General features: G+C 61.4%; 21 protein-coding genes and 1 pseudogene. 11 read left to right on the top strand and 11 right to left on the bottom strand.

Annotated features, from left to right (window positions below; genetic code table 11):
* The 7 genes and pseudogenes from D3879_RS00330 to D3879_RS00360 form a co-directional block, all read left to right on the top strand.
* Positions 1-772, top strand: a 772-nt coding sequence (locus D3879_RS00330) for an imelysin family protein (RefSeq protein ID WP_274381347.1), incomplete at its 5' end; no start/stop codon positions are given.
* A gap of 165 nt (positions 773-937) precedes the next feature.
* Positions 938-2,353, top strand: a complete 1,416-nt coding sequence (locus D3879_RS00335) for a di-heme oxidoreductase family protein (RefSeq protein WP_119952158.1) — start codon at positions 938-940, stop codon at positions 2,351-2,353.
* Between the two features lie 10 nt (positions 2,354-2,363).
* On the top strand, positions 2,364-3,440 hold the full coding sequence (locus D3879_RS00340) for an imelysin family protein (RefSeq protein ID WP_119952159.1): 1,077 nt from the start codon (positions 2,364-2,366) through the stop codon (positions 3,438-3,440).
* Between the two features lie 16 nt (positions 3,441-3,456).
* Positions 3,457-4,551 carry a DUF1513 domain-containing protein gene (locus D3879_RS00345; RefSeq protein ID WP_119952160.1) on the top strand — a complete coding sequence of 365 codons (1,095 nt, stop codon included), beginning with the start codon at positions 3,457-3,459 and terminating at the stop codon, positions 4,549-4,551.
* Positions 4,552-4,737: 186 nt separating this feature from the next.
* Positions 4,738-5,826, top strand: a pseudogene (locus D3879_RS00350) (methyl-accepting chemotaxis protein); the annotation flags it as partial.
* A 270-nt stretch (positions 5,827-6,096) separates the two neighbouring features.
* The gene (locus D3879_RS00355) at positions 6,097-7,248 is read left to right on the top strand and encodes an efflux RND transporter periplasmic adaptor subunit (RefSeq protein ID WP_119952161.1); all 1,152 of its coding nucleotides are present in this window, start codon (positions 6,097-6,099) and stop codon (positions 7,246-7,248) included.
* Positions 7,249-7,276: 28 nt separating this feature from the next.
* Entirely contained in the window at positions 7,277-10,342 is a 3,066-nt protein-coding gene (locus D3879_RS00360; RefSeq protein WP_119952162.1) for a multidrug efflux RND transporter permease subunit, read from the top strand.
* A gap of 80 nt (positions 10,343-10,422) precedes the next feature.
* Here the strand turns inward: D3879_RS00360 and D3879_RS00365 are convergent, their stop codons facing one another.
* The 5 genes from D3879_RS00365 to D3879_RS00385 all read right to left on the bottom strand — a co-directional run bounded on the left by D3879_RS00365 (position 10,423) and on the right by D3879_RS00385 (position 14,201).
* Positions 10,423-10,644, bottom strand: a complete 222-nt coding sequence (locus D3879_RS00365) for a hypothetical protein (RefSeq protein WP_119952163.1) — start codon at positions 10,642-10,644, stop codon at positions 10,423-10,425.
* A complete protein-coding gene (locus D3879_RS00370) occupies positions 10,641-11,360 on the bottom strand; it encodes a lipopolysaccharide kinase InaA family protein (RefSeq protein WP_119952164.1) in 720 nt (239 codons plus the stop codon). The genes D3879_RS00365 and D3879_RS00370 overlap by 4 nt, the downstream gene beginning before the upstream one ends.
* 6 nt (positions 11,361-11,366) lie before the next feature.
* On the bottom strand, positions 11,367-12,047 hold the full coding sequence (locus D3879_RS00375) for a class I SAM-dependent methyltransferase (RefSeq protein WP_119952165.1): 681 nt from the start codon (positions 12,045-12,047) through the stop codon (positions 11,367-11,369).
* Between the two features lie 200 nt (positions 12,048-12,247).
* On the bottom strand, positions 12,248-13,528 hold the full coding sequence (locus D3879_RS00380; protein ID WP_119952166.1) for a sensor histidine kinase: 1,281 nt from the start codon (positions 13,526-13,528) through the stop codon (positions 12,248-12,250).
* Positions 13,518-14,201, bottom strand: a complete 684-nt coding sequence (locus D3879_RS00385) for a response regulator transcription factor (protein WP_119952167.1) — start codon at positions 14,199-14,201, stop codon at positions 13,518-13,520. Before D3879_RS00385 ends, D3879_RS00380 begins: the two co-directional genes overlap by 11 nt.
* 336 nt (positions 14,202-14,537) lie before the next feature.
* On the opposite strand from D3879_RS00385, the gene D3879_RS00390 reads away from it, so the two are divergent.
* Positions 14,538-15,284: a phosphatase PAP2 family protein gene (locus D3879_RS00390; protein ID WP_119952168.1), complete on the top strand. Its 747-nt coding sequence runs from the start codon at positions 14,538-14,540 to the stop codon at positions 15,282-15,284.
* 329 nt (positions 15,285-15,613) lie between these two features.
* Here the strand turns inward: D3879_RS00390 and groL are convergent, their stop codons facing one another.
* The 4 genes from groL to D3879_RS00410 form a co-directional block, all read right to left on the bottom strand.
* Positions 15,614-17,257, bottom strand: a complete 1,644-nt coding sequence (gene groL, locus D3879_RS00395) for a chaperonin GroEL (RefSeq protein WP_119952169.1) — start codon at positions 17,255-17,257, stop codon at positions 15,614-15,616.
* Positions 17,258-17,316: 59 nt separating this feature from the next.
* The gene (locus D3879_RS00400; RefSeq protein WP_119952170.1) at positions 17,317-17,610 is read right to left on the bottom strand and encodes a co-chaperone GroES; all 294 of its coding nucleotides are present in this window, start codon (positions 17,608-17,610) and stop codon (positions 17,317-17,319) included.
* Between the two features lie 192 nt (positions 17,611-17,802).
* Entirely contained in the window at positions 17,803-18,255 is a 453-nt protein-coding gene (locus D3879_RS00405; RefSeq protein ID WP_119952171.1) for an FxsA family protein, read from the bottom strand.
* Positions 18,256-18,321: 66 nt separating this feature from the next.
* Positions 18,322-19,053, bottom strand: coding sequence for a HugZ family pyridoxamine 5'-phosphate oxidase (locus tag D3879_RS00410; protein WP_119952172.1), 732 nt, complete (start codon positions 19,051-19,053; stop codon positions 18,322-18,324).
* Between the two features lie 106 nt (positions 19,054-19,159).
* Between D3879_RS00410 and D3879_RS00415 the strand changes: the two genes are divergently transcribed.
* On the top strand, positions 19,160-19,918 hold the full coding sequence (locus D3879_RS00415) for an SDR family oxidoreductase (protein ID WP_119952173.1): 759 nt from the start codon (positions 19,160-19,162) through the stop codon (positions 19,916-19,918).
* 205 nt (positions 19,919-20,123) lie between these two features.
* Here D3879_RS00415 and D3879_RS00420 read toward each other — a convergent pair whose 3' ends face one another.
* Together D3879_RS00420 and D3879_RS00425 are read right to left on the bottom strand one after the other, a co-directional pair.
* Entirely contained in the window at positions 20,124-21,146 is a 1,023-nt protein-coding gene (locus D3879_RS00420; RefSeq protein WP_119952174.1) for a DUF481 domain-containing protein, read from the bottom strand.
* Positions 21,147-21,283: 137 nt separating this feature from the next.
* The gene (locus D3879_RS00425; protein ID WP_119952175.1) at positions 21,284-22,300 is read right to left on the bottom strand and encodes a DUF481 domain-containing protein; all 1,017 of its coding nucleotides are present in this window, start codon (positions 22,298-22,300) and stop codon (positions 21,284-21,286) included.
* On the opposite strand from D3879_RS00425, the gene D3879_RS00430 reads away from it, so the two are divergent.
* Entirely contained in the window at positions 22,299-22,691 is a 393-nt protein-coding gene (locus tag D3879_RS00430; protein WP_119952176.1) for an MGMT family protein, read from the top strand. The genes D3879_RS00425 and D3879_RS00430 overlap by 2 nt on opposite strands.
* 97 nt (positions 22,692-22,788) lie before the next feature.
* Positions 22,789-24,348, top strand: a complete 1,560-nt coding sequence (locus tag D3879_RS00435; RefSeq protein ID WP_119952177.1) for an AmpG family muropeptide MFS transporter — start codon at positions 22,789-22,791, stop codon at positions 24,346-24,348.
* The last annotated feature ends 46 nt before the right edge of the window (positions 24,349-24,394 follow it).

A 24,394-nucleotide genomic window follows, 5' to 3' on the forward strand; every position in this document is an offset into this window, starting at 1 on the left:
GGGCGGTTCCGAAGCCAACGTCGCCACCGGCTACCACGCCATCGAATTCCTGCTCTGGGGCCAAGACCTGCATGGCACCGGCCCTGGTGCTGGCGAACGCCTTGCGAGCGACTACGCCACCGGCAAAGACTGCACCAATGGCCACTGCGACCGCCGCAGCGCCTACCTGAAAGCCGCCACCGACCTGCTGGTCAAAGATCTGGACGGCATGGTCGAGCAGTGGAAAGCCGGCGTTGCCGACAACTACCGCGCCACGCTGGTAGCCGATACTGCCGAGAATGGTCTGCGTAAAATGCTCTTTGGCATGGGCAGCCTGTCGCTCGGCGAACTGGCTGGCGAGCGCATGAAAGTCGCCCTGGAAGCCAACTCCACGGAAGACGAACATGACTGCTTCAGCGACAACACGCACAACTCGCACTTCTACAACGGCAAGGGTATCCGCAACGTTTACCTGGGCGAATACAAGCGCATCAACGGCATCGTCCTGAATGGCCCGAGCCTGTCGTCCCTGGTGGCCAAAGTCGACCCGGCCACCGACGCCACCCTGAAAGCCGATCTGACCGCCACCGAAGGCAAGCTGCAAGCCCTGGTGGACAGCGCCAACAACGGCCAGCACTTCGATCAACTGATCGCCGCCGACAACAGCGCCGGCCAGCAGATCGTGCGTGATGCCATCAGCGCCCTGGTCAAACAGACCGCGGCGATCGAACAGGCCGCGAGCAAACTGGGCATCAGCGACCTGAACCCGGACACCGCCGACCACCAGTTCTAACAGTCGGCAAGACCGAAACGGATGTGGCTGTGGCCGCATCCGTTTTTTTTCGCCTGGACTTAATGCGCGACATTTCGCCCACCCAGTAAACGCTAATCCCTCTTATTCGAATTCCCTTAGCCTGATAAGCTTGCGCGCCTGATTCCGTGGTCTGGATCGTTGCCAATGCCCCGCCTGTTTTCTCTCCTGCCCTTACTGCTACTGGCGCTTGGCCTGGCCTCGTGCGATGACGCACCACGTTTCAGCCAAGCCGAACCCGGCGAAGCCCTGTCCGCCGGCAGCACCACCGTGCGCAAAAGCGATCACAACGCCTTCTCCCAGCCCTCCGCGAATCTCTCGCCGCTGCGCCGGCTGGACTTCAGCGTCGGCAACAGCTTCTTCCGCAACCCGTGGGTCATCGCTCCGTCGACCACTATTGCTCGCGATGGCCTCGGCCCGCTGTTCAACACCAACTCTTGCCAGGGCTGCCATATCAAGGACGGCCGCGGCCACCCGCCGACCGCCGATGCCGTCAATGCGGTGTCGATGCTGGTACGCCTGTCGATTCCCGCCAGCGCCGAGCAGGCGCAAATCCTCCAGCGCCACGGTGTAGTGCCCGAGCCGGTCTACGGCGGCCAATTGCAGGACATGGCCAACCCCGGCGTGGCCCCGGAAGGCAAGGTGCGGGTGGATTATCAGAGCTTCCCCGTACGCTTCAGCGACGGCAGCAGCGTGGAACTGCGCCAACCCCGCCTGCAGATAAGCCAACTCGGCTATGGCGAGCTGCATCCGGACACCCAGTTCTCCGCCCGCATCGCCCCGCCGATGATTGGCCTCGGCCTGCTCGAAGCGATTCCCGAAGCGGCCATCCTCGCCAACGCCGCGGCGCAAAACGCCAAGGCGCAAGGCATTTCCGGGCGGCCCAATTACGTCTGGGACGACGCCCAAGCGAAAACCGTACTCGGTCGTTTCGGCTGGAAAGCCGGGCAGCCAACGCTGAACCAACAGAACGCCCATGCCTTCGCCGGCGATATGGGACTGACCACCAGCCTGCAGCCGAAAGATGATTGCAGCCCAACCCAGGCCACCTGCCTGGCCGCAACCAACGGCGGCGTGCCGGAAGTCAGCGACCATATCCTCGCCCAAGTGTTGTTCTACAGCCGCAACCTCGGCGTGCCGGCCCGCCGTCAAGTCGATGACCCGCAGGTGCTGGACGGCAAGGGGCTGTTTCACCAGGCCGGCTGCCAGCAATGCCATACCCCGCAGTTCACCACCGCGGCGGACGCCGCCGAACCCGAGTTGGCCAGCCAGTCGATTCGCCCCTACAGCGACCTGCTGCTACATGACATGGGCGCCGGTCTGGCTGACAATCGCCCGGAGTTTCAAGCCAGCGGTAGCGAATGGCGTACCCCGCCGCTGTGGGGCATCGGCCTGACCGAGTCGGTCAACAGCCATACCCAGTTTCTGCATGACGGCCGCGCCCGCAACCTGTTGGAGGCTATCCTCTGGCACGGCGGCGAGGCCGAAGCGGCCAAGCAACACGTCCTGACCTTCGATGCCGAGCAGCGCACCGCGCTCTTGGCCTTCCTGAACTCCCTGTAAGGAGCCGAGCATGCTGCGCACCCACCGACTTACCGCCATCTTCGCCGCCGTCCTCAGCGGCTTGGCCCTGAGTGCCTGTGCCCCATCCGACCCGCAGAGCAAGACCAGCGCGGCCCTCGCCGATGGCGTGCTGGTGCCGGCGTACAGCGCTTGGGTGGAGGCCGACCGCCAGCTCGCGGTCAGTGCGAAAGCCTTTTGCGCAGGAAGTCAGGATCTACCCACAGCGCGCCAAGCCTTCTTAACCGCGCAAAGTGCCTGGGCCGGGCTGCAACCGCTGCTGATCGGCCCGCTGACCGAAGGCAATCGGGCCTGGCAAATCCAGTTCTGGCCGGACAAGAAGAATCTGGTAGCGCGCCAAGTGGAGACGCTCGTGAAAAGCAAGCCGCAGCTGACGCCGGCTGACTTGGATAAATCCAGCGTGGTGGTCCAAGGCCTGACCGCTTATGAATATGTCTTGTTCGATCCGGCGCTCGACCTCAACGACGCCAGCCAGAAGAGTCGCTACTGCCCGTTGCTGGTGGCCATCGGCGACCATCAGCAAACGCTCTCGACCAACGTGTTGAGCCAATGGCAAAGCCAGGACGGCATCGGCGCACAGTTGAAAAGCTTCCCCAACGCCCGCTATGCCGAAGGGACGGAGGCCATCGCCGACGTGCTGCGCACCCAAGTCACCGGCATCGACAGCCTGAAGAAGAAACTCGGCACTCCGATGGGTCGGCAGAGCAAAAGCCTGCCGCAGCCGTATCAAGCGGAAGCCTGGCGCAGCAACTCCAGCCTGAACAACATCGACGCCACGCTGGCCAGCGCCGAGCGCATCTGGCAGGGGGCCACGCAGGATGGCATCCGCGCCCTGCTCAGCCCGGAACAGGCCGACCTGGGCAAGCGCATCGACGCGGCTTATGCCGATACCCGTCAGCGCCTCGCAGCCCTGCAACAACCGCTGAGTGTGCTGCTCGCTGACGAGGCCGGGCGCAACCAGTTGAATGCGCTGTACGACAGCCTGGATAAACTGCACCGCTTGCACAGCGGCGAACTGGCGAAAACCCTCGGCATCCAGCTGGGCTTTAACGCCAACGACGGCGACTGAGCCGGAGGAGTCAGCCATGCAACGCCGTGCTTTTCTCGGCCTCGGCGGCGCCCTGCTCGCCGCTTCCGCCTTCGGCGGCTGGACCCTCATCCAGCATGCTGCGCAGCCACTGCTGCTCTCCGCGCGGGATGATGCCGACGGCAAACACTATGCCGTCGGCTACCGCCTGGACGGGAGCAAAGTGTTTGCCACCGCGGTCAACGAACGCTGTCACGATGTGGTGCCGCACCCCAGCCTGCCACTCGCGGTGTTCGTCGGCCGCCGGCCGAGCACCGAGAGTTATCTGCTCGACCTACGCGACGGGCGCCTGCTGCAAACCCTGAACTCGCCGGCACAACGGCATTTCTACGGGCACGGCATCTTCCACAAGAGCGGGGAATGGTTCTACACCACCGAAAACGACACCGCCGAACCCGGTCGTGGCGTACTCGGCGTCTATCGCCTGGACGGTCAGCAGCTGCTGCGTAGCAGCGAACTGTCGAGCCATGGCGTCGGCCCGCACCAGTTGCTGTGGATGCCCGACGGCGAAACCATCGTCGTCGCCAATGGCGGCATCCGCTCCGAGGCGGACAGCCGCGCGGCAATGAACCTGGACGCCATGGAGCCCAGCCTGGTACTGCTCAAACGTGACGGCACACTGCTGAGCAAGGAGCAACTGCCCGAGCGGATGAACAGCGTGCGCCATCTGGCGGTGGCCAGCGACGGCACTATCGTCTCCGGCCAGCAATACGAAGGTGACCCTGGCGATTCCGCCCCCATGCTCGCGATCAAGCGCCCGGGCCAGGCGTTCCAACCCTTCCCGATTGCGGACGCGCAACGCCAGGTGATGAACCAGTACACCGCCAGCCTGGCCATTCATAACGAGCTGCGTCTGCTGGCACTGACTGCGCCGCGGGGCAATCGCTTCCTGGTCTGGGATCTGGACAGCGCCCAGTTGCGTCTCGACGTTCCGCTGCCGGACTGTGCCGGTGTCGGTGCGGTGGCCGATGGCTTTGTCGTCAGTTCCGGCCAGGGCCGTTGCCGGCTGTACGACTGCCGCGGCGAACACATCGTCGCGCAGCCGCTCGAATTGCCCGCCGGGCTCTGGGACAATCACCTGCGCTTGGCTTGATGGCGCTCGCGGCCGGTTCTCGACCGTAGGCTGGGTAGCGCAGCGAAACCCAGCGATCAACCACTGCTGCCGAGCCGTTGCCGATGAACGGCTCGCTAGCTTCTCCAGAACGCCTCAAGAACAGACTCCCGCAGCCGTTTTATAGCCACACCACCCGCGTGCTCACCAGGCCAGAAAGCCCAGGCCATCAGCGCCAGCGCCGACCGCACCGTCCTCTACGGCACTCTGGTACTGCTCGGCTCCAGCGTGCTGATTGCGCTGTTCAGCCTGTGGCTGGTCAATCGCAACCTGATCGCGCCAATCCAAAGCCTGATCGAACATATCGCCCAACTCAGCCAAGGCAATTTTGGCCAGCGTGTCGATACCAGCCGCCGCGACGAACTCGGCAAGCTGGCTGTCGCCGCGAACACCTTGCGCGACTTCCTCGCCGACACCTTCGCCCGTCTGCAACGCAGCACCACCGACCTGGACAGCGCCAGCGGTGAGCTGCAGGCCATCGCCAGCCTGATGGCGCAAGGCACCGGCGAGCAGTTCTCACGCACCGATCAGGTCGCCACGGCGATGCACGAGATGTCCGCGACCGCCCAGGAAGTCGCCCGCCATGCCGCTGAAGCCGCACGCGCCGCCGACGATGCCGACCACTCCGCCCAGCAGGGCGATAAGGTAATGCAGGCGACGATCAGTACCATCACCCACATGCGCGGCGAAATCGCCAACACCGCCGAGGTGATTCGCCGTCTGGAAGGCGATAGCGGGCGCATCGGTAAAGTGCTGGAAGTGATTCGCGGGATTGCCGAACAAACCAACCTGTTGGCGCTTAACGCCGCCATCGAGGCCGCCCGCGCCGGGGATACCGGCCGTGGTTTCGCCGTGGTCGCCGATGAGGTCCGCACCCTGGCCCAGCGCACCGCCCAGTCCACCGCCGAGATCCACCAGATCATCGACACCGTGCAGACCGGCGCGCTCAACGCCGTGCGCGCCATTGAGAGCGGGCAGAGTCGCAGCGAGGAAGGGGTCGAGCAAGTCACCGAGGCCGGCGTCATGCTGCAACGCATCACCAGCGCGGTCGAGGCGATTCGCGACATGAACCGGCAAATCGCCACCGCCGCCGAAGAGCAGACCTCGGTGGCCGAGGACATCTCGCGCAACCTCACCGAAATCACCGCCATCGCCACCACCAACCAGGAAAATGTGCAGCGCACCGAGGCCGCCAGCCACAAGCTGCACGACCTCTCCGGCCAGCTCAGCGAAGTCACCCAACGCTTGAGCGCTTAAGCCCTGCCCGGCACACGGATGTGCCGCCTTGTCTCGTCCTTCTCCGCCCCCTTTGTCCGCTTGCTGCAAAACCTCTATAGCGGCACAACGCCATCCTAAAAATGCCGGCATCTGCGGGTTACGTTCGTAACTTGCGCGACATTTAGTGGCTTACATGCCGCGCCGCAACCTTTTGCAAACGCCCGGTTTTGACTTGCCCGGAGCAGTGGGACTAAGGTACTGACCTTGCCTATTCCCAGGCCCCCATATGTCCTGCCAAGGAACCGGAATATGTTGCTCCGCCGCATGCTGATCATGCTGGGCGGTGTCGCCCTCGTGGTGCTCGCCCTCGCCGCTTTCAAGTTCAATTCGTTCATTCAGATGGGCAAGGCTTTTTCCGTCCCGCCTCCGCCGATCAGCGTATCCGCCGCCCAGGCCGTGGAAATACCGTGGCAGAGCCGACTGCCGGCCATCGGTACGCTCAAGGCGTTCCAAGGCGTGGATCTGACCGTGGAAGCCAGCGGCACGGTGAAAGATGTGCTGTTTCTCTCCGGCGAAAAAGTCACCCTGCATCAGCCCATCGTGCAACTGGACAGCGATGTCGAGCAGGCAACCCTGGCCACCTCCGAGGCAGAGCTGGGCTTGGCGCGGGTCGAGTTCGAGCGTGCGCGTAGCCTGCTCAGCCGCCAGGCGCTCTCAAAAAGCGAGTTCGATCGCCTCTCCGCCGAGCTGCAAAAGGCCATCACCCGAGTCGCGCAATTGAAGGCCATTCTGGCGAAGAAGCGCATCCTTGCGCCGTTTGCCGGCACTATCGGCATCCGTCAGGTCGATGTCGGTGACTTCGTCTCCAGCGGCACCATGATCGCCACCCTGCAAGACGTCAGCACCTTGTTCGTCGACTTCTTTCTGCCCGAACAGTCCGTACCACAGCTGAGCGTTGGCCAGCGGGTGCGCTTCAGTGTCGCCGCCTATCCAGGTGAAGTTTTCGAAGGTGACATCGGCGCGATCAACCCGAAGGTGGAAGACACCACGCGCAATGTGCAAGTACGTGCCATGTTGAACAACCCGGACGGCAAGCTGCTGCCGGGGATGTTCGCCAACCTGGAGGTGCTGCTGCCGGGCGAAAAAGTACGAGTGGTAGTGCCGGAAACCGCCCTCACCTACACCCTCTATGGCAACTCGGTGTACGTGATTGGTGAGCAGAAAGCGGAGGACGGCCAGTTGCAGAAAGACGCCAAGGATCAAACCCCGCTGGTGGTCGAGCGGCGCTTCGTGGAAACCGGCGAACGCCGTGATGGCCTGGTAGTGATCCTCAAGGGGCTCTCGCGCGGCGAACAGGTGGTAACCGCCGGCCAGCTCAAACTGGATAACGGTTCACACGTGAGCATCGCCGCCGACCAGACCCAACCCGCGACTTCGAACAGTCAGCCCAGTAGCAACTGAGCCGCCGCTGGCGCCAAGGAAACACCTCATGGCTTTTACCGATCCGTTTATCCGTCGCCCGGTGCTGGCTACCGTGGTCAGCCTGCTGATTATCCTGCTCGGTTTTCAGGCCTTCAGCAAATTGACCATCCGCCAATACCCGCAGATGGAGAACGCCCTGATCACGGTGACCACCGCTTATCCCGGGGCCAACGCCGAGACCATCCAGGGCTACATCACCCAGCCGCTGCAACAAAGCCTGGCGAGTGCCGAAGGCATCGACTACATGACCTCGCTGAGCCGGCAGAATGTCTCGGTGGTCTCGATCTACGCGCGGATCGGCTCCGACAGCGACCGCCTATTCACCGAACTCCTGGCCAAGGCCAATGAGGTAAAGAATCAGCTGCCGCAGGACGCCGAAGACCCGGTGCTGAGCAAGGAAGCGGCCGACGCCTCGGCGCTGATGTACATCAGTTTCTACAGCGATGAGCTGAGCAACCCGCAGATCACCGACTACCTGTCACGGGTGATCCAGCCCAAGTTGGCGACGCTGCCGGGGATGGCCGAGGCGGAAATTCTCGGCAACCAAGTCTTCGCCATGCGTCTCTGGCTGGACCCGGTGAAGCTCGCGGCCTATGGCATCACCGCCAGTGACGTCAACGACGCGGTGCGCAAAAACAACTTCCTCTCCGCCGCTGGCGAGATGAAGGGGCAGTACGTGGTCACCAGCATCAATGCCAGCACCGACCTGAAGTCCGCCGAAGCCTTTGCCGCTATTCCGGTGAAAACCGTCGGCGATAGCCGGGTGCTGATCGGCGACGTGGCGCGGGTGGAGATGGGCGCCGAGAACTACGACTCGATCAGTTCCTTCGACGGCATCCCCTCCGTCTATATCGCCATCAAGGGCACACCCAGCGCCAACCCGCTGGATGTGATCAAGGAAGTGCGCAAACTCTTGCCGGAGCTGGAGGCGCAGCTGCCGCCGAACCTGAAAGTCTCCATCGCCTACGACGCCACGCTGTTTATCCAGGCCTCCATCGACGAGGTGGTGAAAACCCTGTTCGAAGCGGTACTGATCGTCATCGTCGTCGTCTTCCTGTTCCTCGGAGCGTTCCGCTCGGTGTTGATCCCGGTCATCACCATTCCCTTGTCGATGATCGGCGTGATGTTCTTCATGCAGCTGATGGGCTACTCGATCAACCTGCTGACGCTGCTCGCCATGGTGTTGGCGATCGGTCTGGTGGTGGACGATGCCATCGTGGTGGTGGAGAACATCCACCGGCATATCGAGGAAGGTAAAACCCCCTTCGATGCGGCCATCGAGGGCGCCCGCGAGATCGCCGTGCCGGTGGTGTCGATGACCATCACCCTGGCGGCGGTATATGCCCCTATCGGTTTCCTCGAAGGTCTTACCGGTGCCTTGTTCAAGGAGTTCGCCCTGACCCTGGCCGGCGCGGTGATCATCTCCGGCATCGTCGCGCTGACCCTGTCGCCGATGATGTGCGCCAAGTTGCTGCGCCACGATGAAAACCCCACGGGCCTGGCGCACAAGCTGGATGTGTTGTTCGAGCGGCTCAAGCAGCGCTATCAGCGCGCGCTGCACGGCACCCTGAACACTCGCCCGGTGGTGGTGGTGTTCGCGGTGATCGTCATGTGCCTGATCCCCGCCCTCCTGTACTTCACCAAGAGCGAGCTGGCACCGGACGAAGACCAGGGCATTGTCTTCTTGATGGCCACGGCGCCGCAGCCGACCAACCTCAATTACCTGAATGCCTATACCGCCGAGTTCGTGAAGATCTTCAAGGAGTTCCCGGAGTACTACTCGTCCTTCCAGATCAACGGTTTCAACGGCGTGCAGGCGGGGATCGGCGGCTTCCTGCTCAAGCCCTGGAGCGAACGGGAACGCACGCAAATGGAGCTGCTCCAGGAGGTGCAAGGCAAGCTCAGCGAGATCCCCGGCTTGCAGATCTTCGGCTTCAACCTGCCGTCACTCCCCGGTACCGGTGAGGGCCTGCCGTTCCAGTTCGTGGTCAACACGCCGAACGACTACGAGTCGCTGCTGCAGGTGACCGAGAAGATCAAGCAACGCGCCGAGGCGTCCGGCAAGTTCGCCTTCCTCGACGTCGACCTGGCCTTCGACAAGCCCGAGGTGGTGGTCGACATCGACCGCGCCAAAGCCGCACAGATGGGCGTATCCATGGAGGATCTGGGGTTGACCCTGGCCACCCTGCTCGGCGAAGGCGAAATCAACCGCTTCACCATCGACGGCCGCAGCTACAAGGTGATCGCCCAAGTCGAGCGCGCCTACCGCGACAACCCGGGCTGGCTAAGCAATTACTACGTGAAGAACGCCAGCGGCGAGATGCTGCCACTGTCGACCCTGATCAAGGTCCATGACCAGGCGCGGCCCACCCAGTTGAACCAGTTCCAGCAGCTCAACTCGGCGATCATCCAGGGCGTCCCGATGGTCAGCATGGGTGAGGCCATCGAGACCGTCCGGCAGATCGCCGAAGAAGAAGCGCCGCGTGGCTTTGCCTTCGATTACGCCGGCGCTTCGCGGCAATACGTGCAGGAAGGCAGCGCGCTGTACGTCACCTTCGGCCTGGCGTTGGCGCTGATCTTCCTGGTACTGGCCGCGCAGTTCGAGAGCTTCCGTGATCCACTGGTGATTCTGGTGACGGTGCCGCTGTCGATCTGCGGGGCACTGATCCCGCTGTTCCTCGGCTTCTCCAGCATGAACATCTACACCCAGGTGGGCCTGGTGACCTTGATCGGCTTGATCACCAAGCACGGGATTCTGATCGTCGAGTTCGCCAATCAGTTGCGGCGCGAGAAGGGCCTGTCACCCCGCGCAGCGGTGGAGGAAGCGGCCTCGATCCGCCTGCGACCGGTGCTGATGACGACCGCGGCAATGGTCTTTGGCATGGTGCCGCTGATCCTCGCCAGCGGTGCGGGGGCGGTTAGCCGTTTCGATATTGGCCTGGTGATCGCCACCGGTATGTCGGTCGGCACCCTGTTCACCCTGTTCGTTCTGCCCTGCGTCTACAGCTTGCTGGCCAAGCCGGATGCGCCGGCAACAGTAGAACAGCAACCCAAACCGGTATCGACCCACTAATCGAGCCCAACAAAAGCCCCGCACATGCGGGGCTGTTTGTTTAAGCACGAATTGTTTCCGCGCGAAAGAACAGCTCAGTTCTACCGCGTCCCACCTTGGGACAGGCCAAACATCAGCAACAGCAGATCTTGATCCGGGCGCAGCTGCACTTTGGCTTTGACGTTAGCCGGCACAGGACAAAGACCGAGTCCGTTCTGTGCACTCAGCACCTCCGGGCCAGGCTCATGCCAGGCCGCGACGGCAAGGGAAGCCACACCTAAGGCTCCTACGAGGAACAAACCTCGTGCGATTTCTAGCTTCATGATTGCAACCCCTTGATAGCGCTGCCAAACGCTGTCTGGTAACCGTAGATCAGTTGTTGCCAATCCGCTGAATTCCACGACGAATGGCGCCTTAGCTGCCGCAAATCGTGGCGAGCCGCACGCTGTTTGCTCAAGCGACGTCGAGCCTTCTCCAGATCCAGTAGCGCCACGTCCACCTGAGCCGTGGCGCCCTCACCCGTGACCCGCACGAATATATGCTTGGCATACAGGCAACTATGCTGCCAATGGCCAAGGTGCAAGCGCGCAAGCATGGCACCCAACGCCTGCAACAATTTTTGATGCAGTTGCTCGCCATAGTGCTCACGGCCACCGTTGGCGTACCAGTTGTCGACCTCCTGAAAGCCGTCCAACGCCGCCGTTACCAGCAGTCCGCGCCAGCTTTTATCCGCACTGCGCAATGCACCGCAATACATCACCTCGGGGACCTGTACCCCGAGCCGGCGAAAACCTTCCAGGGCGTCACGCTCACGCAGCACCGTCGGCCGTCCAAAAGGATGCCGCAGGCTGCGATAGAGATGTCCTACTTGGCGCTTGGCATACAACAATTTCCCGTCCGCGCCGTGGACTCGCTGTACGCCACTCTCGCCGCCACGCCGCTGATTCGGCTCCTCAACCCATTCGCCGTGCTGTTGCCACCACTGTTCGAACTGCTCCGGTGGGGCAAATGTCGGAGTCGAATACAGCGCTTCGGTCATGCTCCATTACCTTTTACGCAATACATAAACCCGCCACATGGCGTACAGCGGTATGAAGTCCAAATGCTCCTGAACCTGGAAGCCCGCCTGGCGGAACTCTGCCTCAACGGTCGCTGCCGGGATCACGAAACGATTTTGGTAACCTGCCTCGCCACGCTCAGCCTGCCGCCGTTTTTCCATACGTTTGCGCTTCCAGGCCTTGTAGTTGCCATCGACCCACAGCGAAACGATCAAGCTATCGCGCGTTACCCGTTTGCATTCGCGCAGCAGCGTGAGGCGGTGCTCGGCATCACCCACATGGTGCAGCAAGCGCATACAGAAAATGCTGTCCACCGAGTTGTCTGGTAGATCAATGGCGAATGCCGAGGTCTGCAAAGGCCGCACCCGCTTGACCACTTCGGCTGGTTGAGCCGCACAGGCGATTTTCAGCATGTCCGCCGAATTGTCAGCGCCGATGATCACGCGGTTGGGCTTTTCCGCCAGCGTCGGCCAGAAACGTCCTGCGCCACACGGCAGATCCAGCACCAGACCTGGTTCACTCGCCAGAGTCAGAGCACGGCGCGCCAAGTTCTGATCACGCCAGTTCGATAACTTGCGCCAGCCGCCGTCCTGATGCTTGCGCAGATACTCTTGAGCATGTCCCTGGTCGTACTTGCTGGAAAACTCGAGATCAATCTGGCTCTTCATGGGGGCCATTTCCTGAGGATGATGGACCGACCATAAACAACTCGCCGTCAACACCAGGTCAACGCCATGTGAAAATTCCGTCAAATGCTTCGCGCGACTAGCGGCGCAGGCCTTCGACTGACGCAAAGAAAATAAGTTGCGGAACTCAATCAATCACCCGCAACACTCGCACTCAGACCAAGGTTACAGGTAGATGAAATCTAAACCGGTTCAGCGCCCAACTTGACCAGGAACCGGCATCCGCGCGGCTCTACCGCTGCGAGGCTGACTACCCAGCCTTGGCTTTCGCAGATTCGCTGCACCAGCGATAAGCCCAGGCCTAAGCCATCACCACGCTGGCTACCGCCGCGCACAAAGGGTTGGAACATGGCTTCGCGCTCGCTCTCGGGAATGCCAACGCCGCTGTCTTCGACGATAAAGCCGTCGCTCCGCAGGCTCAGGCTGATCCGCCCGGTGTCGGTGTAATGCAGGGCATTGCGCAGTAAATTCCCCATCACCGCACGCAAAAAGGTCGCGTTAAAGCGGCCATTCGACATCTCGCCAGGCTGGTAGTCGAACTGCAACCCCTTGCTCTCGATCGGCACACGCCACTGCTCCGCCAGCTCATCCGCCACCGCGTTCAAGCTGAGCGCAGGTGCCGTGCTGGCATCTTCATGCTGAGCACGCGCGAGCAGGAAGAAGGTTTGCACCAGGTCTCGCATTTCTTCGCAGGCCCGTGCAATGCGCTGCACTTGTGCGCGGGCACGTGGATCCAATTCGGTATTCACCAGCAGCAACTCGCAGGAACTGGCCAGCACCATCAAGGGCGTACGCAACTCATGGCTGACATCGCTGGTAAACAAGCGCTCGCGGGTCAGCGCATGGCGCAGCAGACCGAGCGTGGCATCGAAGGCGGCGGCTAACTGCCCGACCTCATCGGCGGCATAATCCTGCTCCAAGGGTGGCGCCATGGCCAACAGCTGATCCCGATGACGAACCTGGCGGGAGAGGCGTACCACCGGTTCGATCACCTTGCGCGCCAGCAGCCAGCCCAGCACTATCGCCAAGCCAATGCTCAGCAGAAAGCCGATCAGCACCACGGCGAAGAGCACCCGCTCACGCTCCTCAAACCCGCTCTGATCCTGTAGCAACACATAGCGGCGGCCGTCCACCTCGCGCACAAACGCGTGATACGACAACTCATCGCGAAATACCTCATGAAAGCCCGGCGCCAGCTCTTTGAGATCTTCCGGCAAGGTGAACTCTTCACGGCCGCCCGAGAAGTAGAACAGCTGCTCCGGCTCTGGGCGCAAACGCCATTCGTCCATGCTCTCCATCTGCAGTAAGCGATCCAGATCACCACCCAGTTCGCTGGAGAGCAGCTTTTCTTCGACGATATGCACGGTTTCGACGATCCCCAAGGCAAAGGCGCCCGCCACTAGCGAGGTCATCAGCACAAAGGCAATCACGATCCGTCGTGACAGGCTTTGCTTAAACTCCATCGTTCGCCTCCGCCAGGCGATAACCCACACCATGCACGGTCTGCAGCAGCGGTGTGGCGAAGGGTTTGTCGATCACCTGACGCAGTTGGTGGACGTGGCTGCGCAGGCTGTCGCTGTCCGGGCAGTCATCCCCCCACAATGCCTCTTCTAACACCTCCCGGCGCAACACATGAGGACTTTTCTGCATCAGCGTGGCGAGCAGTTTGAGACCGATCGGGTTGAGTTTGAGCGTCCGCCCACCCCGGCTGACCTGCAGCGTATCGAGGTCGTAGGTCAGATCCCCCACCTGCAGGCTGCGCCGCCCGCCGCCTTGGGCGCGGCGCAAAACCGCCTCGATGCGCGCCGCCAATTCGGAGAGGGCAAAGGGCTTCAGCAGGTAATCGTCGGCACCGGAGCGAAAGCCCTGCAGACGGTCATCCAGCTGATCACGCGCGGTGAGCATAATCACCGGAGTATCGCGCCGCGCCTCCTCGCGCAGACGTTTGCAGAGGGTGTAACCGTCCATCCCGGGCAACATGATATCGAGCACAATCAGATCGTAATGCTCGGTCGCCGCCAGGTGCAGACCGGACAAGCCATCCTGCGCACAGTCCACGGTATAACCTTTCATGCCCAGGTAGTCGGCCAGGTTGGCCAGAATGTCGCGATTATCTTCGACTAACAAAATTCGCATCAGCGCTCCTCATTGTGCGCTGACTTCCCGCGCAGCATGGACCGACTTTAACTCGAAGCCCCTTCGAACCAAGCCGGTTTGACACTTTTTTCACACTTGATTCACGTCGGGACGACAGGCCTCTCCGCAGACTGCCGCCCCATCGTGCTCTGACTTCGCTGACTGTCGCCGCTGCGCACCACCGCGCTACGCGAACTGTGGCTGCTGTTAGCGGCGTGACTGGCCGGCGTCCTTCGCATCGACTGGTTGCAGCTACTCGCTGAAAAGCATAACCCGCTATACCCACACCGCCCCGACACGGCGTCGGGCCTCTTCGCTCACAGTCTGGACTCAACCATGCCGTCGACTCCTGCTCGCAGTGACTCACCACCCCTGAATCTTTGGCTCTGCCTGGGCCTGCCACTGGCCATCATGGCCCTGCTGCTAATCGTAGAACCCACAGGCCTGGACTTCGCCATCGCCAATCTGGCCTATGAGCCTGGCGCGGGCTTTATCGGGCGGCATAGTGCCTTCCTCGAAGATGTCCTGCACGACCGCGCCAAACAGGCGGTGATCGCGTTCGCCGTACTGTCGATCCTCGCTCTACTGGCAAGTCTGTTCCTTGAGCGCCTCAAGCCTATGCGCCGACAGCTCGGCTATGTGGTACTGGCCATGGCGCTGTCCACCAGCTTCGTTACGCCGATGAAAGCCGTGACGGCCGTGCAGTGCCCATGGAGCCTTAGCCAGTTTGGCGGAAAGGAAACCTACAGCTCACTGCTCAGCCCGCGCCCGCCCACCGATAAGCCAGGCTGCTGCTGGCCGGGCGGCCACGCCGCGGCAGGTTTCACGCTGTTCGTGTTGTTCTTTGTCTGGCGTGACCGCCGGCCGCGCCTGGCACGAGCTGGGCTGGTCTTCGCGCTGACCCTGGGCAGCGTGTTCTCCATCGGCCGGATGCTGCAAGGCGCGCACTTTTTCTCGCATAACCTGTGGACTGCGCTGTTCTGCTGGCTGATCTGCCTGGGCTCGTACTACGCCGTACTCTACCGCCCCGCTCGGCAAGAGCACGCCGTTCAAGCCTTGAGTGAACCCAGCCAGCCAGCCTGAATCGGACGCTCCAACACCCTTCCTTTCAGTCGGCACGCGGATGACCTTTGTAGCGTCCCCGCGTGTTGACTCGACCCTTGCCCGCCCTGGTTTCGCCGTGGCTGCCGCTGGCGAAACTCCCCCGCACGAGTGCACAACCCCGCCTTGGCCCAGCGCGGTCAGCAGTGCTGTCCGCCGACTTAGCCAGCCCTCTCAGTTCTCCAACCCACGATAAATCCAGTTTCCCCCACTGAGTTCGCCAGCCCAGCCGCGATTCGCGCCCATAAAAAAGCCCCGCACTAGGCGGGGCTTTTTCTACCACTTGGATCAGACCATAAGGGCTGGTCGGCTTACATCATGCCGCCCATGCCACCCATGCCGCCCATGTCCGGCATACCGCCAGCCGCAGGCTTGTCTTCCACGATCTCAGCGATCATCGCTTCGGTGGTGATCATCAAGCTGGCGATGGAGGCTGCGGCCTGCAGAGCAGAACGAGTCACTTTAGCCGGGTCGAGGATACCCATTTCGATCATGTCGCCGTACTCGCTGGTCGCAGCGTTGTAGCCGTAGTTGCCAGTGCCTTGCTTGACCTTGTCGATCACCACGCTCGGCTCGTCACCGGAGTTAGCCACGATCTGACGCAGCGGCGCCTCAGCGGCGCGACGCAGCAGAGCGATACCGACGTTCTGATCGGGGTTCTCGCCTTTCAGACCTTCGATGGCTTGCAGAGCACGCACCAGGGCAACACCACCGCCAGGCACCACGCCTTCTTCAACGGCAGCGCGGGTGGCGTGCAGGGCGTCTTCTACGCGGGCTTTCTTCTCTTTCATTTCAACTTCGGAACCGGCGCCAACCTTGATCACGGCAACACCACCAGCCAGTTTGGCCAGACGCTCTTGCAGTTTTTCACGGTCGTAGTCGGAAGAAGTGTCTTCAACCTGCTTGCGGATCTGCAGCACGCGAGCTTCGATATCGGCTTGAGCGCCAGCACCGTCGATGAGGGTAGTGTTTTCTTTGCTGAGGATCACGCGCTTGGCATTGCCCAGGTGTTCCAGGGTGGCGCCTTCCAGGCTCAGACCGATTTCTTCGGAGATCACGGTACCGCCAGTCAGGACGGCGATGTCCTGCAGCATGGCCTTGCGACGGTCGCCAAAGCCTGGGGCTTTGACAGCGGCGACTTTAACGATGCCACGCATGTTGTTCACAACCAGAGTCGCCAGGGCTTCGCCTTCGACGTCTTCGGCAACGATCAACAGCGGACGGCCGGCTTTGGCCACTGCTTCCAGAACTGGCAGCATCTCGCGGATGTTGGAGATCTTCTTGTCGACCAGCAGGATCAGCGGGCTTTCCAGCTCGGCGACCATGGTGTCCGGCTTGTTGATGAAGTACGGGGACAGGTAGCCACGGTCGAACTGCATGCCTTCGACGACCGACAGTTCGTTTTCCAGGCCCGTGCCTTCTTCAACGGTGATCACGCCTTCCTTACCGACTTTTTCCATGGCTTGGGCAATGATGTCGCCGATGGAGGTGTCGGAGTTGGCGGAGATGGTGCCGACCTGAGCGATGGCTTTGGTGTCGGTGCACGGCTTGGCCTGGGCTTTCAGCTGAGCAACGATGGCGATGGTCGCTTTGTCGATGCCGCGCTTCAGGTCCATCGGGTTCATGCCGGCAGCGACGGCTTTCAGGCCTTCGCTGACGATCGACTGCGCCAGCACGGTGGCAGTGGTGGTGCCGTCGCCAGCGTCGTCGTTGGCACGGGAGGCGACGTCTTTAACCAGCTGCGCGCCCATGTTCTCGAAGCGATCTTTCAGCTCGATTTCTTTGGCAACGGAAACGCCGTCTTTGGTGATGGTCGGAGCGCCGTAGCTCTTCTCGATGATCACGTTACGGCCTTTCGGGCCGAGGGTCGCTTTTACTGCGTCGGCCAGGACGTTAACACCAGCCAGCATCTTCTTACGGGCGGAGTCGCCGAATTTAACTTCTTTAGCAGCCATGATCGTTATTCCTCAATTCGTTTCGGTGGAACGGAATTCGTAGCGACGATGCGCTGAAATCAGTCTTCAACAACGGCCAGGATTTCGTTCTCGCTCATTACCAGCAGGTCTTCGCCGTCAACCTTGATGGTGTTGCTGCCGGAGTAAGGACCGAATACCACCTTGTCACCCACTTTCACGGCCAGCGGACGCACTTCACCGCTGTCCAGCACGCGGCCGGTACCCACAGCGAGGATCTCGCCACGGTTCGGCTTTTCAGCAGCGGAACCCGGCAGAACGATGCCACCAGCGGTTTTCGATTCTTCTTCACTGCGACGGATAACGACGCGGTCATGCAGAGGACGAAGCTTCATTGTCGATCTCTCCCAAGTAAGGTGGTTTAAAGCCGCCGGTTTATACACCAGCTGGTTAACACATCCGGCGTTGCCGGTTGCGGCCCGCAGGGCGGACCGCAGAAGACTGACTGTCGTAACCGACAGCGGACCTTGCGGTGACAACTACATAAGGGCGGACAAGGGCATTTCAAGGGTGGTCGCGAAAAATCTTTAGGAGTCGCGGTGCTCAAACTCGCCTTCAATGACGTTCGGCCGAGTCTGACCGGAGCGCGCTTGCAGGTCATCGGCAAAGGCCCGTTGGCGCATGGCCTGATCGACCGCACGCTGGCGCAATTTATTCACCAGCAGACGACGGGTAAACGGCAGCAGGCAGAGCAAGCCGAAGATGTCGCTGATAAACCCCGGCAACAGGAGCAGACCGCCACCGACCGCAATCAGCAGACCTTCGAGCATTTCCTGCTCGGGCAACTCGCCCCGCGCCAGACGCTCACGGGCGCGCCAGGCAGTAGCGACCCCAGCCACCCGCAGCAGCACACTGCCAAGCACGGCACTACCGATAATCAACAGCAAGGTCGGCAACACGCCGATGACACTGCCGACTTTGATCAGCACGGCCAGTTCGATCAGCGGAAACAGAAGAAGAAGGAACAGAAAAGCGCGCATCAAAACAATCCTTGGGCGGAAGAAGGACTTCCAATACTGGTTAAGTAATGGCGTAACAGGGCAAATTCAAGCCTGCACCGCCCCGCCGGTCGGCCAAACTTCGGCTCGCGCCAGTGCTACCAAGGCCTGGCGCACGGCACCGGGATTACCGCAAACCTCGGGAAATGCCAGCCAATACAGCGCCTGACCGATGCGCAGGTGAAAGCCTTCGCTGTCGATCCCGGCCAGTTGCGCCGCCGGTTCACGCGGCAAACCAGCCAGTTCGACGTAATGGGCGATGGCATTGGCATGATCACTGTTCATGTGCTCGACCATGCTCAGCTCCGTCGCACCGGCGAAAGGGTTGGCCAAGGTGACGCTATTAATCCAGTGGATGGCGCCGAAACCGCCGATATAGCGAGCGCGCACCGGCTCCAGGACCCAGAAATCGAAGTCATGCGCCTGGTGGTAGCCCTGCGAGTTGGGGAAATAGCGGTAATAGCGCTCAGCCGCCGCGGCGATAGCCACGTCATCGGTCAACTGGCGAGCTTGCGCCAGCAAGGTCAGGCGGCCAACGGCCTGCACATCTTCCGCGCCACGCTCGCCGACCAACAGCGAACATTTGGGCTCGAGTTGCAGATTGTGGGTGTGCTGAGCGATGCGGCTGATCAGGATCAACGGCTGGCCCTGCTCGTCCAGACAGTACGGCACCACCGATCCGAAAGGGTAGCCAGGCATGGCTTTGGACTGGGTAGAGAGCACTCCCCGGTATTCCTTGAGTAGCAATTCTCGGGCATGCTTGCCGGCTTTCACGCTCACCTTATGACCCCTCGCAAAGAATTCGTCGAAAACGGACAGGCGCTCAGCATAACGATTCGTAGCGCCAGCGGGGGTAACAACCGACACACCTTTGAGGGGATTTGGCATGCAACTGAAAGACAAAGTCATCATCATCACTGGCGGTTGCCAGGGGCTGGGCCGCGCGATGGGCGAGTACCTGGCGGCTAAGGGCGCCAAGCTGGCATTGGTCGACCTCAATCAGGAAAAGCTCGACGAAGCCGTGGCCGCCTGTAAGGACGCCGGTGGTGACGCCCGGGCTTACCTGTGCAACGTCGCCAATGAAGAGCAAGTGACCCACACCGTCGCTCGGATCGCCGAAGACTTCGGCGCCATCAATGGCCTGGTCAACAACGCCGGCATCCTGCGCGACGGTCTGACCATCAAGATCAAAGACGGCGAAATGACCAAGATGAGCCTGGCGCAGTGGCAGTCGGTGATCGACGTCAACCTGACCGGCGTATTCCTCTGCACCCGCGAAGTGGCGGCGAAGATGATCGAGCTGGGGAACGAAGGCGCGATCATCAACATCTCCTCGATCTCCCGCGCGGGCAACATGGGCCAGGCCAACTACTCCGCCGCCAAGGCCGGTGTAGCCGCCGACACCGTGGTCTGGGCCAAGGAGCTGGCGCGCTACGGCATCCGTGTCGCCGGCGTCGCACCGGGCTTTATCGAGACCGAGATGGTCGCCAGCATGAAGCCGGAAGCGTTGGAGAAGATGACATCCGGCATCCCGCTCAAGCGCATGGGCAAACCGGCGGAGATCGCCCACTCGGTCGCCTACATCCTGGAAAACGACTACTACACCGGTCGCATCCTGGAGTTGGACGGTGGTCTGCGTCTCTGATGTAGGTTGGCGCTGAACGGAGTGATGCCCAACAAGGAGTCGCCTAGCGACTCCCTTTGTTCGGTCTCGAGATCACAAGCCCGGCCTTGCAGGCCGGTTGTTGGGCATCGCCTTCGGCTCAGCACCAACCTACCCTGCGCTCTCCTGATGGATTTACAGAGTACCTACCCAGGTGTCCGACGCTTAACTAATTAACCAAGAGCGCTTACCAGCCGACCCCGAAACCAACGCTATAGCGCGTTTCGTCCAGCTCGCCGGCCTCGGCACCGCTGACCAAATTCTTTTCCGCCTTCACATTCAATGAGGCCCAGTCCGTCACCTTGTAGCGCAGCCCGGCCTCGGCATCCAACTCGTAGTCCGTATCACTACCAATCGGCTTGCCAACCTCGCCGTTGGTGAACAGCTCGACGCTCCTACCCACCAGGTAACGGTTGTAATCCCACTTCAGGCCCAGCGAGTAGAAATCATTGTTCCCGCCATCCGCGTACTCGTAGTCGTTACGGTTGACCAGCGAGGCCAGGGAGAAGGCGCCCAGCTCATCGTCCCAGAATTGATAGCCGGGACCGGTACCGATGGTGCGCTGACTCGAGACATCTTCAATCTTGTCGCGTCGATAACCCAGCCGGCCCTGCCAAAACCAATGCTCGTCGAGAAAACGGTCGAGGGCGTATTCGGCGTCCCAGTTATCCGTGGTGACCACATTGTTTTGCTTTTCACGGTTATAGCCACCCTCGGCGTTGTGCCGCCAGCGGCCGTGGCGCGCCTTGGTCTTGAAGTCGACGTCGTAGTCGTCGGTGTCCTTCTCCGCCCGCTTGTAATCCAGGCCGAGATCGACGTTGCCCTTCCAGACGAAATCCTCGACCAGTGGCCTAGGCTTCATGAGTTGCTCGATGCTGGCCAGCTCCACGGTCTTCGGCGCCTCGCCGTTGACCAAGGTGACTTTGCCGGCCTCGGCCGCTTGCAGCGACTTAGCCCGCTCGCCGGTCACCTCATCCTGCTTGACCAGCAACTCCTGGTCACTTTGCAGGGTGGCAACCTTTTTCCAGTCGAGCGCAATGGTGCCGCCGTAGTCGGTCTCCAACACCAACTTGCCACCATCGAAGAGTTTGATTGTGCCAGACAGCCGATCACCGTTTTTCAACCATACCGTATCGGCAAACAAAGGCCCCGCAACAACAGCAAGGGCAACGCACAACAGGGCTCTAGACAGCGTGTTTTCAAACAACATAGGGATGGCGACTGCTCCGGTTCGCGAAAGGCCGGGCATTATCCATAGGCCTGACGTCAGAATAAGGAGTGACCGACAGTAGCCTTACGAGTTCAACCGGATTGACCAACGCCCCTCATGCTAGAGCGGCCTGCACCCTACCAGCCGATCCCGACGCCCAGCAGGTAGCGGCGATCCGAGCTGCTCACCGCCGCCACGCCACCGGTCTGGTTCAACTCATAGAGCAACGACAGGCGCGCCCAACTGTTGAGGCGATAACGCAAACCGAACTCACTGTCGAGGTCATAGTCGATCTCGCGGATCTGCGGGATCTGCAACTCCGCGTTGCTATAGAACTCAAGCCGGGTGCCCCAGAGTAAACGCTTGTAATCCCACTCTAGCGAGTAGGTATTGAACACCAGATCACCTTCCGCAGACTCGAAGGTGGCCCGGTTGAACTTGCCGATCAGATCGAAGCGCCCCAGTTCGTTGTCCCAGAAACGATAGCCGGGGCCGCTGCCGAGAATGCGCTGGCGCTGGATAGTATCGAACTCATCCCGCTGCTGCTCGATGCCCGCACGCCAGAACCAGTGGTCGGTGAAAAAACGGTCGAGGTCATATTCATACTGCCAATTGTTGTCGGTTTGCTCGCCGTTCTCCTTCTTACGCTCCAACTCACCCGTCAGCACATGACGCCAGCGGGCATGCTCGACCCGGGTGTTGCCCTTGAGTTGCCACTCATCGGTTCTGTCTTCATTACGCTGCATGTCCAGCTTGGCATCCAGGTTGCCTTCCCAGACCCGGTCTTGCAGTAACGGGCGCGGCGGCACCAGGCGGGTGATGCTGGCCAACGGTACGGTCTCGGTGGTCGAGTTGAGCACCCGTACCATGCCCTTGCCGGCGGCTTCCAGGCGCTTGCTATGCTCGCTGTCGAGGCCAGTTCGACGCAGCAATAAGGGTTTGTCCGAGCGCAGGGTGTCGATATCCTTCCAATCGATCAGAACACGGCCGGCGTACTTGGTTTTCAGCGCCAGCTTGCCGCCATCCAGCAGTAAGATCTCACCACTCAGGCGATCGCCATTATTCAGCCAAACGCTGTCCGCCCAGGCTGACGTGATGGGGCCCAACAGAGCAGTTAAAAACAGAACACTTGAAAGCAGGGTGCGTAGCAGCATGATCCATCGACAGGCAGAGGGTGAGGACAAAGCGGTAGAGCATGCCTGGGCCGTCGGGCGACCGGCAAGCGCCGAGGCACGGCGGGCGGCGCTGTATCTGACCCTGGCGCAGGTGCCAGAAGGCAAGGTGGTGAGCTATGGCCAGTTGGCCGAGCTAGCGGGCCTTGGCCGTGCAGCCCGCTGGGTCGGTCGCACCCTCAGCCAACTGCCGCAAGGCAGCACGCTGCCCTGGCATCGCGTAGTGGCTGCCGGAGGTCGGCTCAGCTTGATTTCAGGCAGCCCCTCCGGCGAGGAGCAGCGTGCGCGTTTACGCGCCGAAGGCGTGCGCATCCATAACGAACGGGTGGATATGCAGCGGCATGGCTGGCGCCCAGCGGAGCACAGCGGTTAGAGTGCGCGCTGTTTTTGTATTCCTGTTTTTGTAATCCTGTTTTTGTAAACCAACCTTGTAATCCAAGTTCCGTACTCCCCAGGCAGATCACAGCCCAATGCCCCGTAAAACCTGGCGCGCCGCCCTCGCCGCCTACGCTACCCCCGCCAGCTTGGCTCTGCTCCTGCTGGGGTTTGCCGCAGGCTTACCTTACATGCTGGTGTTTTCCACCCTCTCGGTCTGGCTGCGCGAGGCCGGAGTGGCGCGTGAAACCATCGGTTTCGCTAGCTTGATCGGCCTCGCGTATGCCTTCAAATGGGTCTGGTCTCCACTTCTCGACCAATGGCGCCTTCCGCTGCTGGGCAAGCTGGGGCGGCGCCGTTCCTGGCTGGTGCTAGCCCAACTGCTGGTCGCCATCGGGCTGGCCGGCATGGCGCTGTGCGATCCACAGCAAAACCTGTCCTGGCTGATCGCCTTGGCCGTGTTGGTAGCCTTTGCCTCGGCCACCCAAGACATTGCCGTCGATGCCTACCGCCTGGAAATCGCCGAAGACAGCCGCCAGGCCGCGCTGGCCGCCAGTTACATGGCCGGCTACCGGGTCGCCGCACTGTTGGCGACCGCCGGTGCGCTGTATTTCGCCGAATGGTTCGGCTCCACCAAGGAGCTGTACAAGCACTCGGCCTGGGCCGGCACTTACCTGCTGTTCGCGCTGTTGATGTTACCGGGGCTGCTCACCAGCCTGTGGATGAGCGAACCAGCGGTGCCGCTACGCACCCAACTGTCAGCCGCCCGCTATGGTTTTACTCATCAGATGGTCTCGGTACTGGTGTTGATTGTGCTGCTGGTCTCGGTGCCGGCGATGTTCACTCAGCTGTACCGGACGGACTTCGAGAGCGTGCTGTTCCACGGCGGCAGTTTCCTTGACCTGCTACTGCACGACCGGGCCTTTCTGCGCGCCCTGCTCTACATCATCCTCACTTCGCTGTGCCTGTCGTCCATGGGCCGCCGGGGCTTGGCCCCAGTGCTGACACCCATCAACGACTTTATCCTGCGCTACCGCTGGCAAGCCCTGCTGCTGCTCGGCCTGATCGCCACATATCGCCTGTCGGATACGGTGCTGGGCGTGATGGCCAACGTGTTCTACATTGACCAAGGTTTCACCAAGGAGCAGATCGCCAGCGTCAGCAAGCTGTTCGGCCTGATCATGACCCTGCTCGGTGCGGGCCTTGGTGGTTTGCTAATCGTGCGCTTCGGGATTTTCCCGATTCTGCTCATCGGCGGCGCCGCGTCGGCGGCGACCAACCTGCTGTTCCTGCTGCTCGCCGACATGGGCCCGCACCTGCAGATGCTGGTGCTGACCATCTCTTGCGACAACTTCAGCGCCGGGTTGGCCACCGCGGCCTTCGTCGCCTACCTGTCGAGCCTGACCAACCTGAAGTTTTCCGCCACCCAATACGCGCTGCTCAGCTCGATCATGCTGTTACTGCCGCGGCTGATCGGTGGCTACTCCGGGGTGATGGTGGAGAAGTTCGGCTATAGCGACTTTTTCCTGATTACCGCGTTACTCGGCGTGCCGACGCTGATCCTCATCGCCTGGCAGTGGCGCCGCGAAGGTCCGCAGGAAAATGGCTCGACGCCAACGTCCAGCAGCGAACAGCCCACCGCGAACCAACCATAGAAAGACGGTCTCTTGCCTAGTTAAGGGCAGCACGTTGGCAAGAGAC

It is taken from the genome of Pseudomonas cavernicola (genome assembly GCF_003596405.1).
Classification (GTDB): Bacteria; Pseudomonadota; Gammaproteobacteria; order Pseudomonadales; family Pseudomonadaceae; genus Aquipseudomonas; species Aquipseudomonas cavernicola.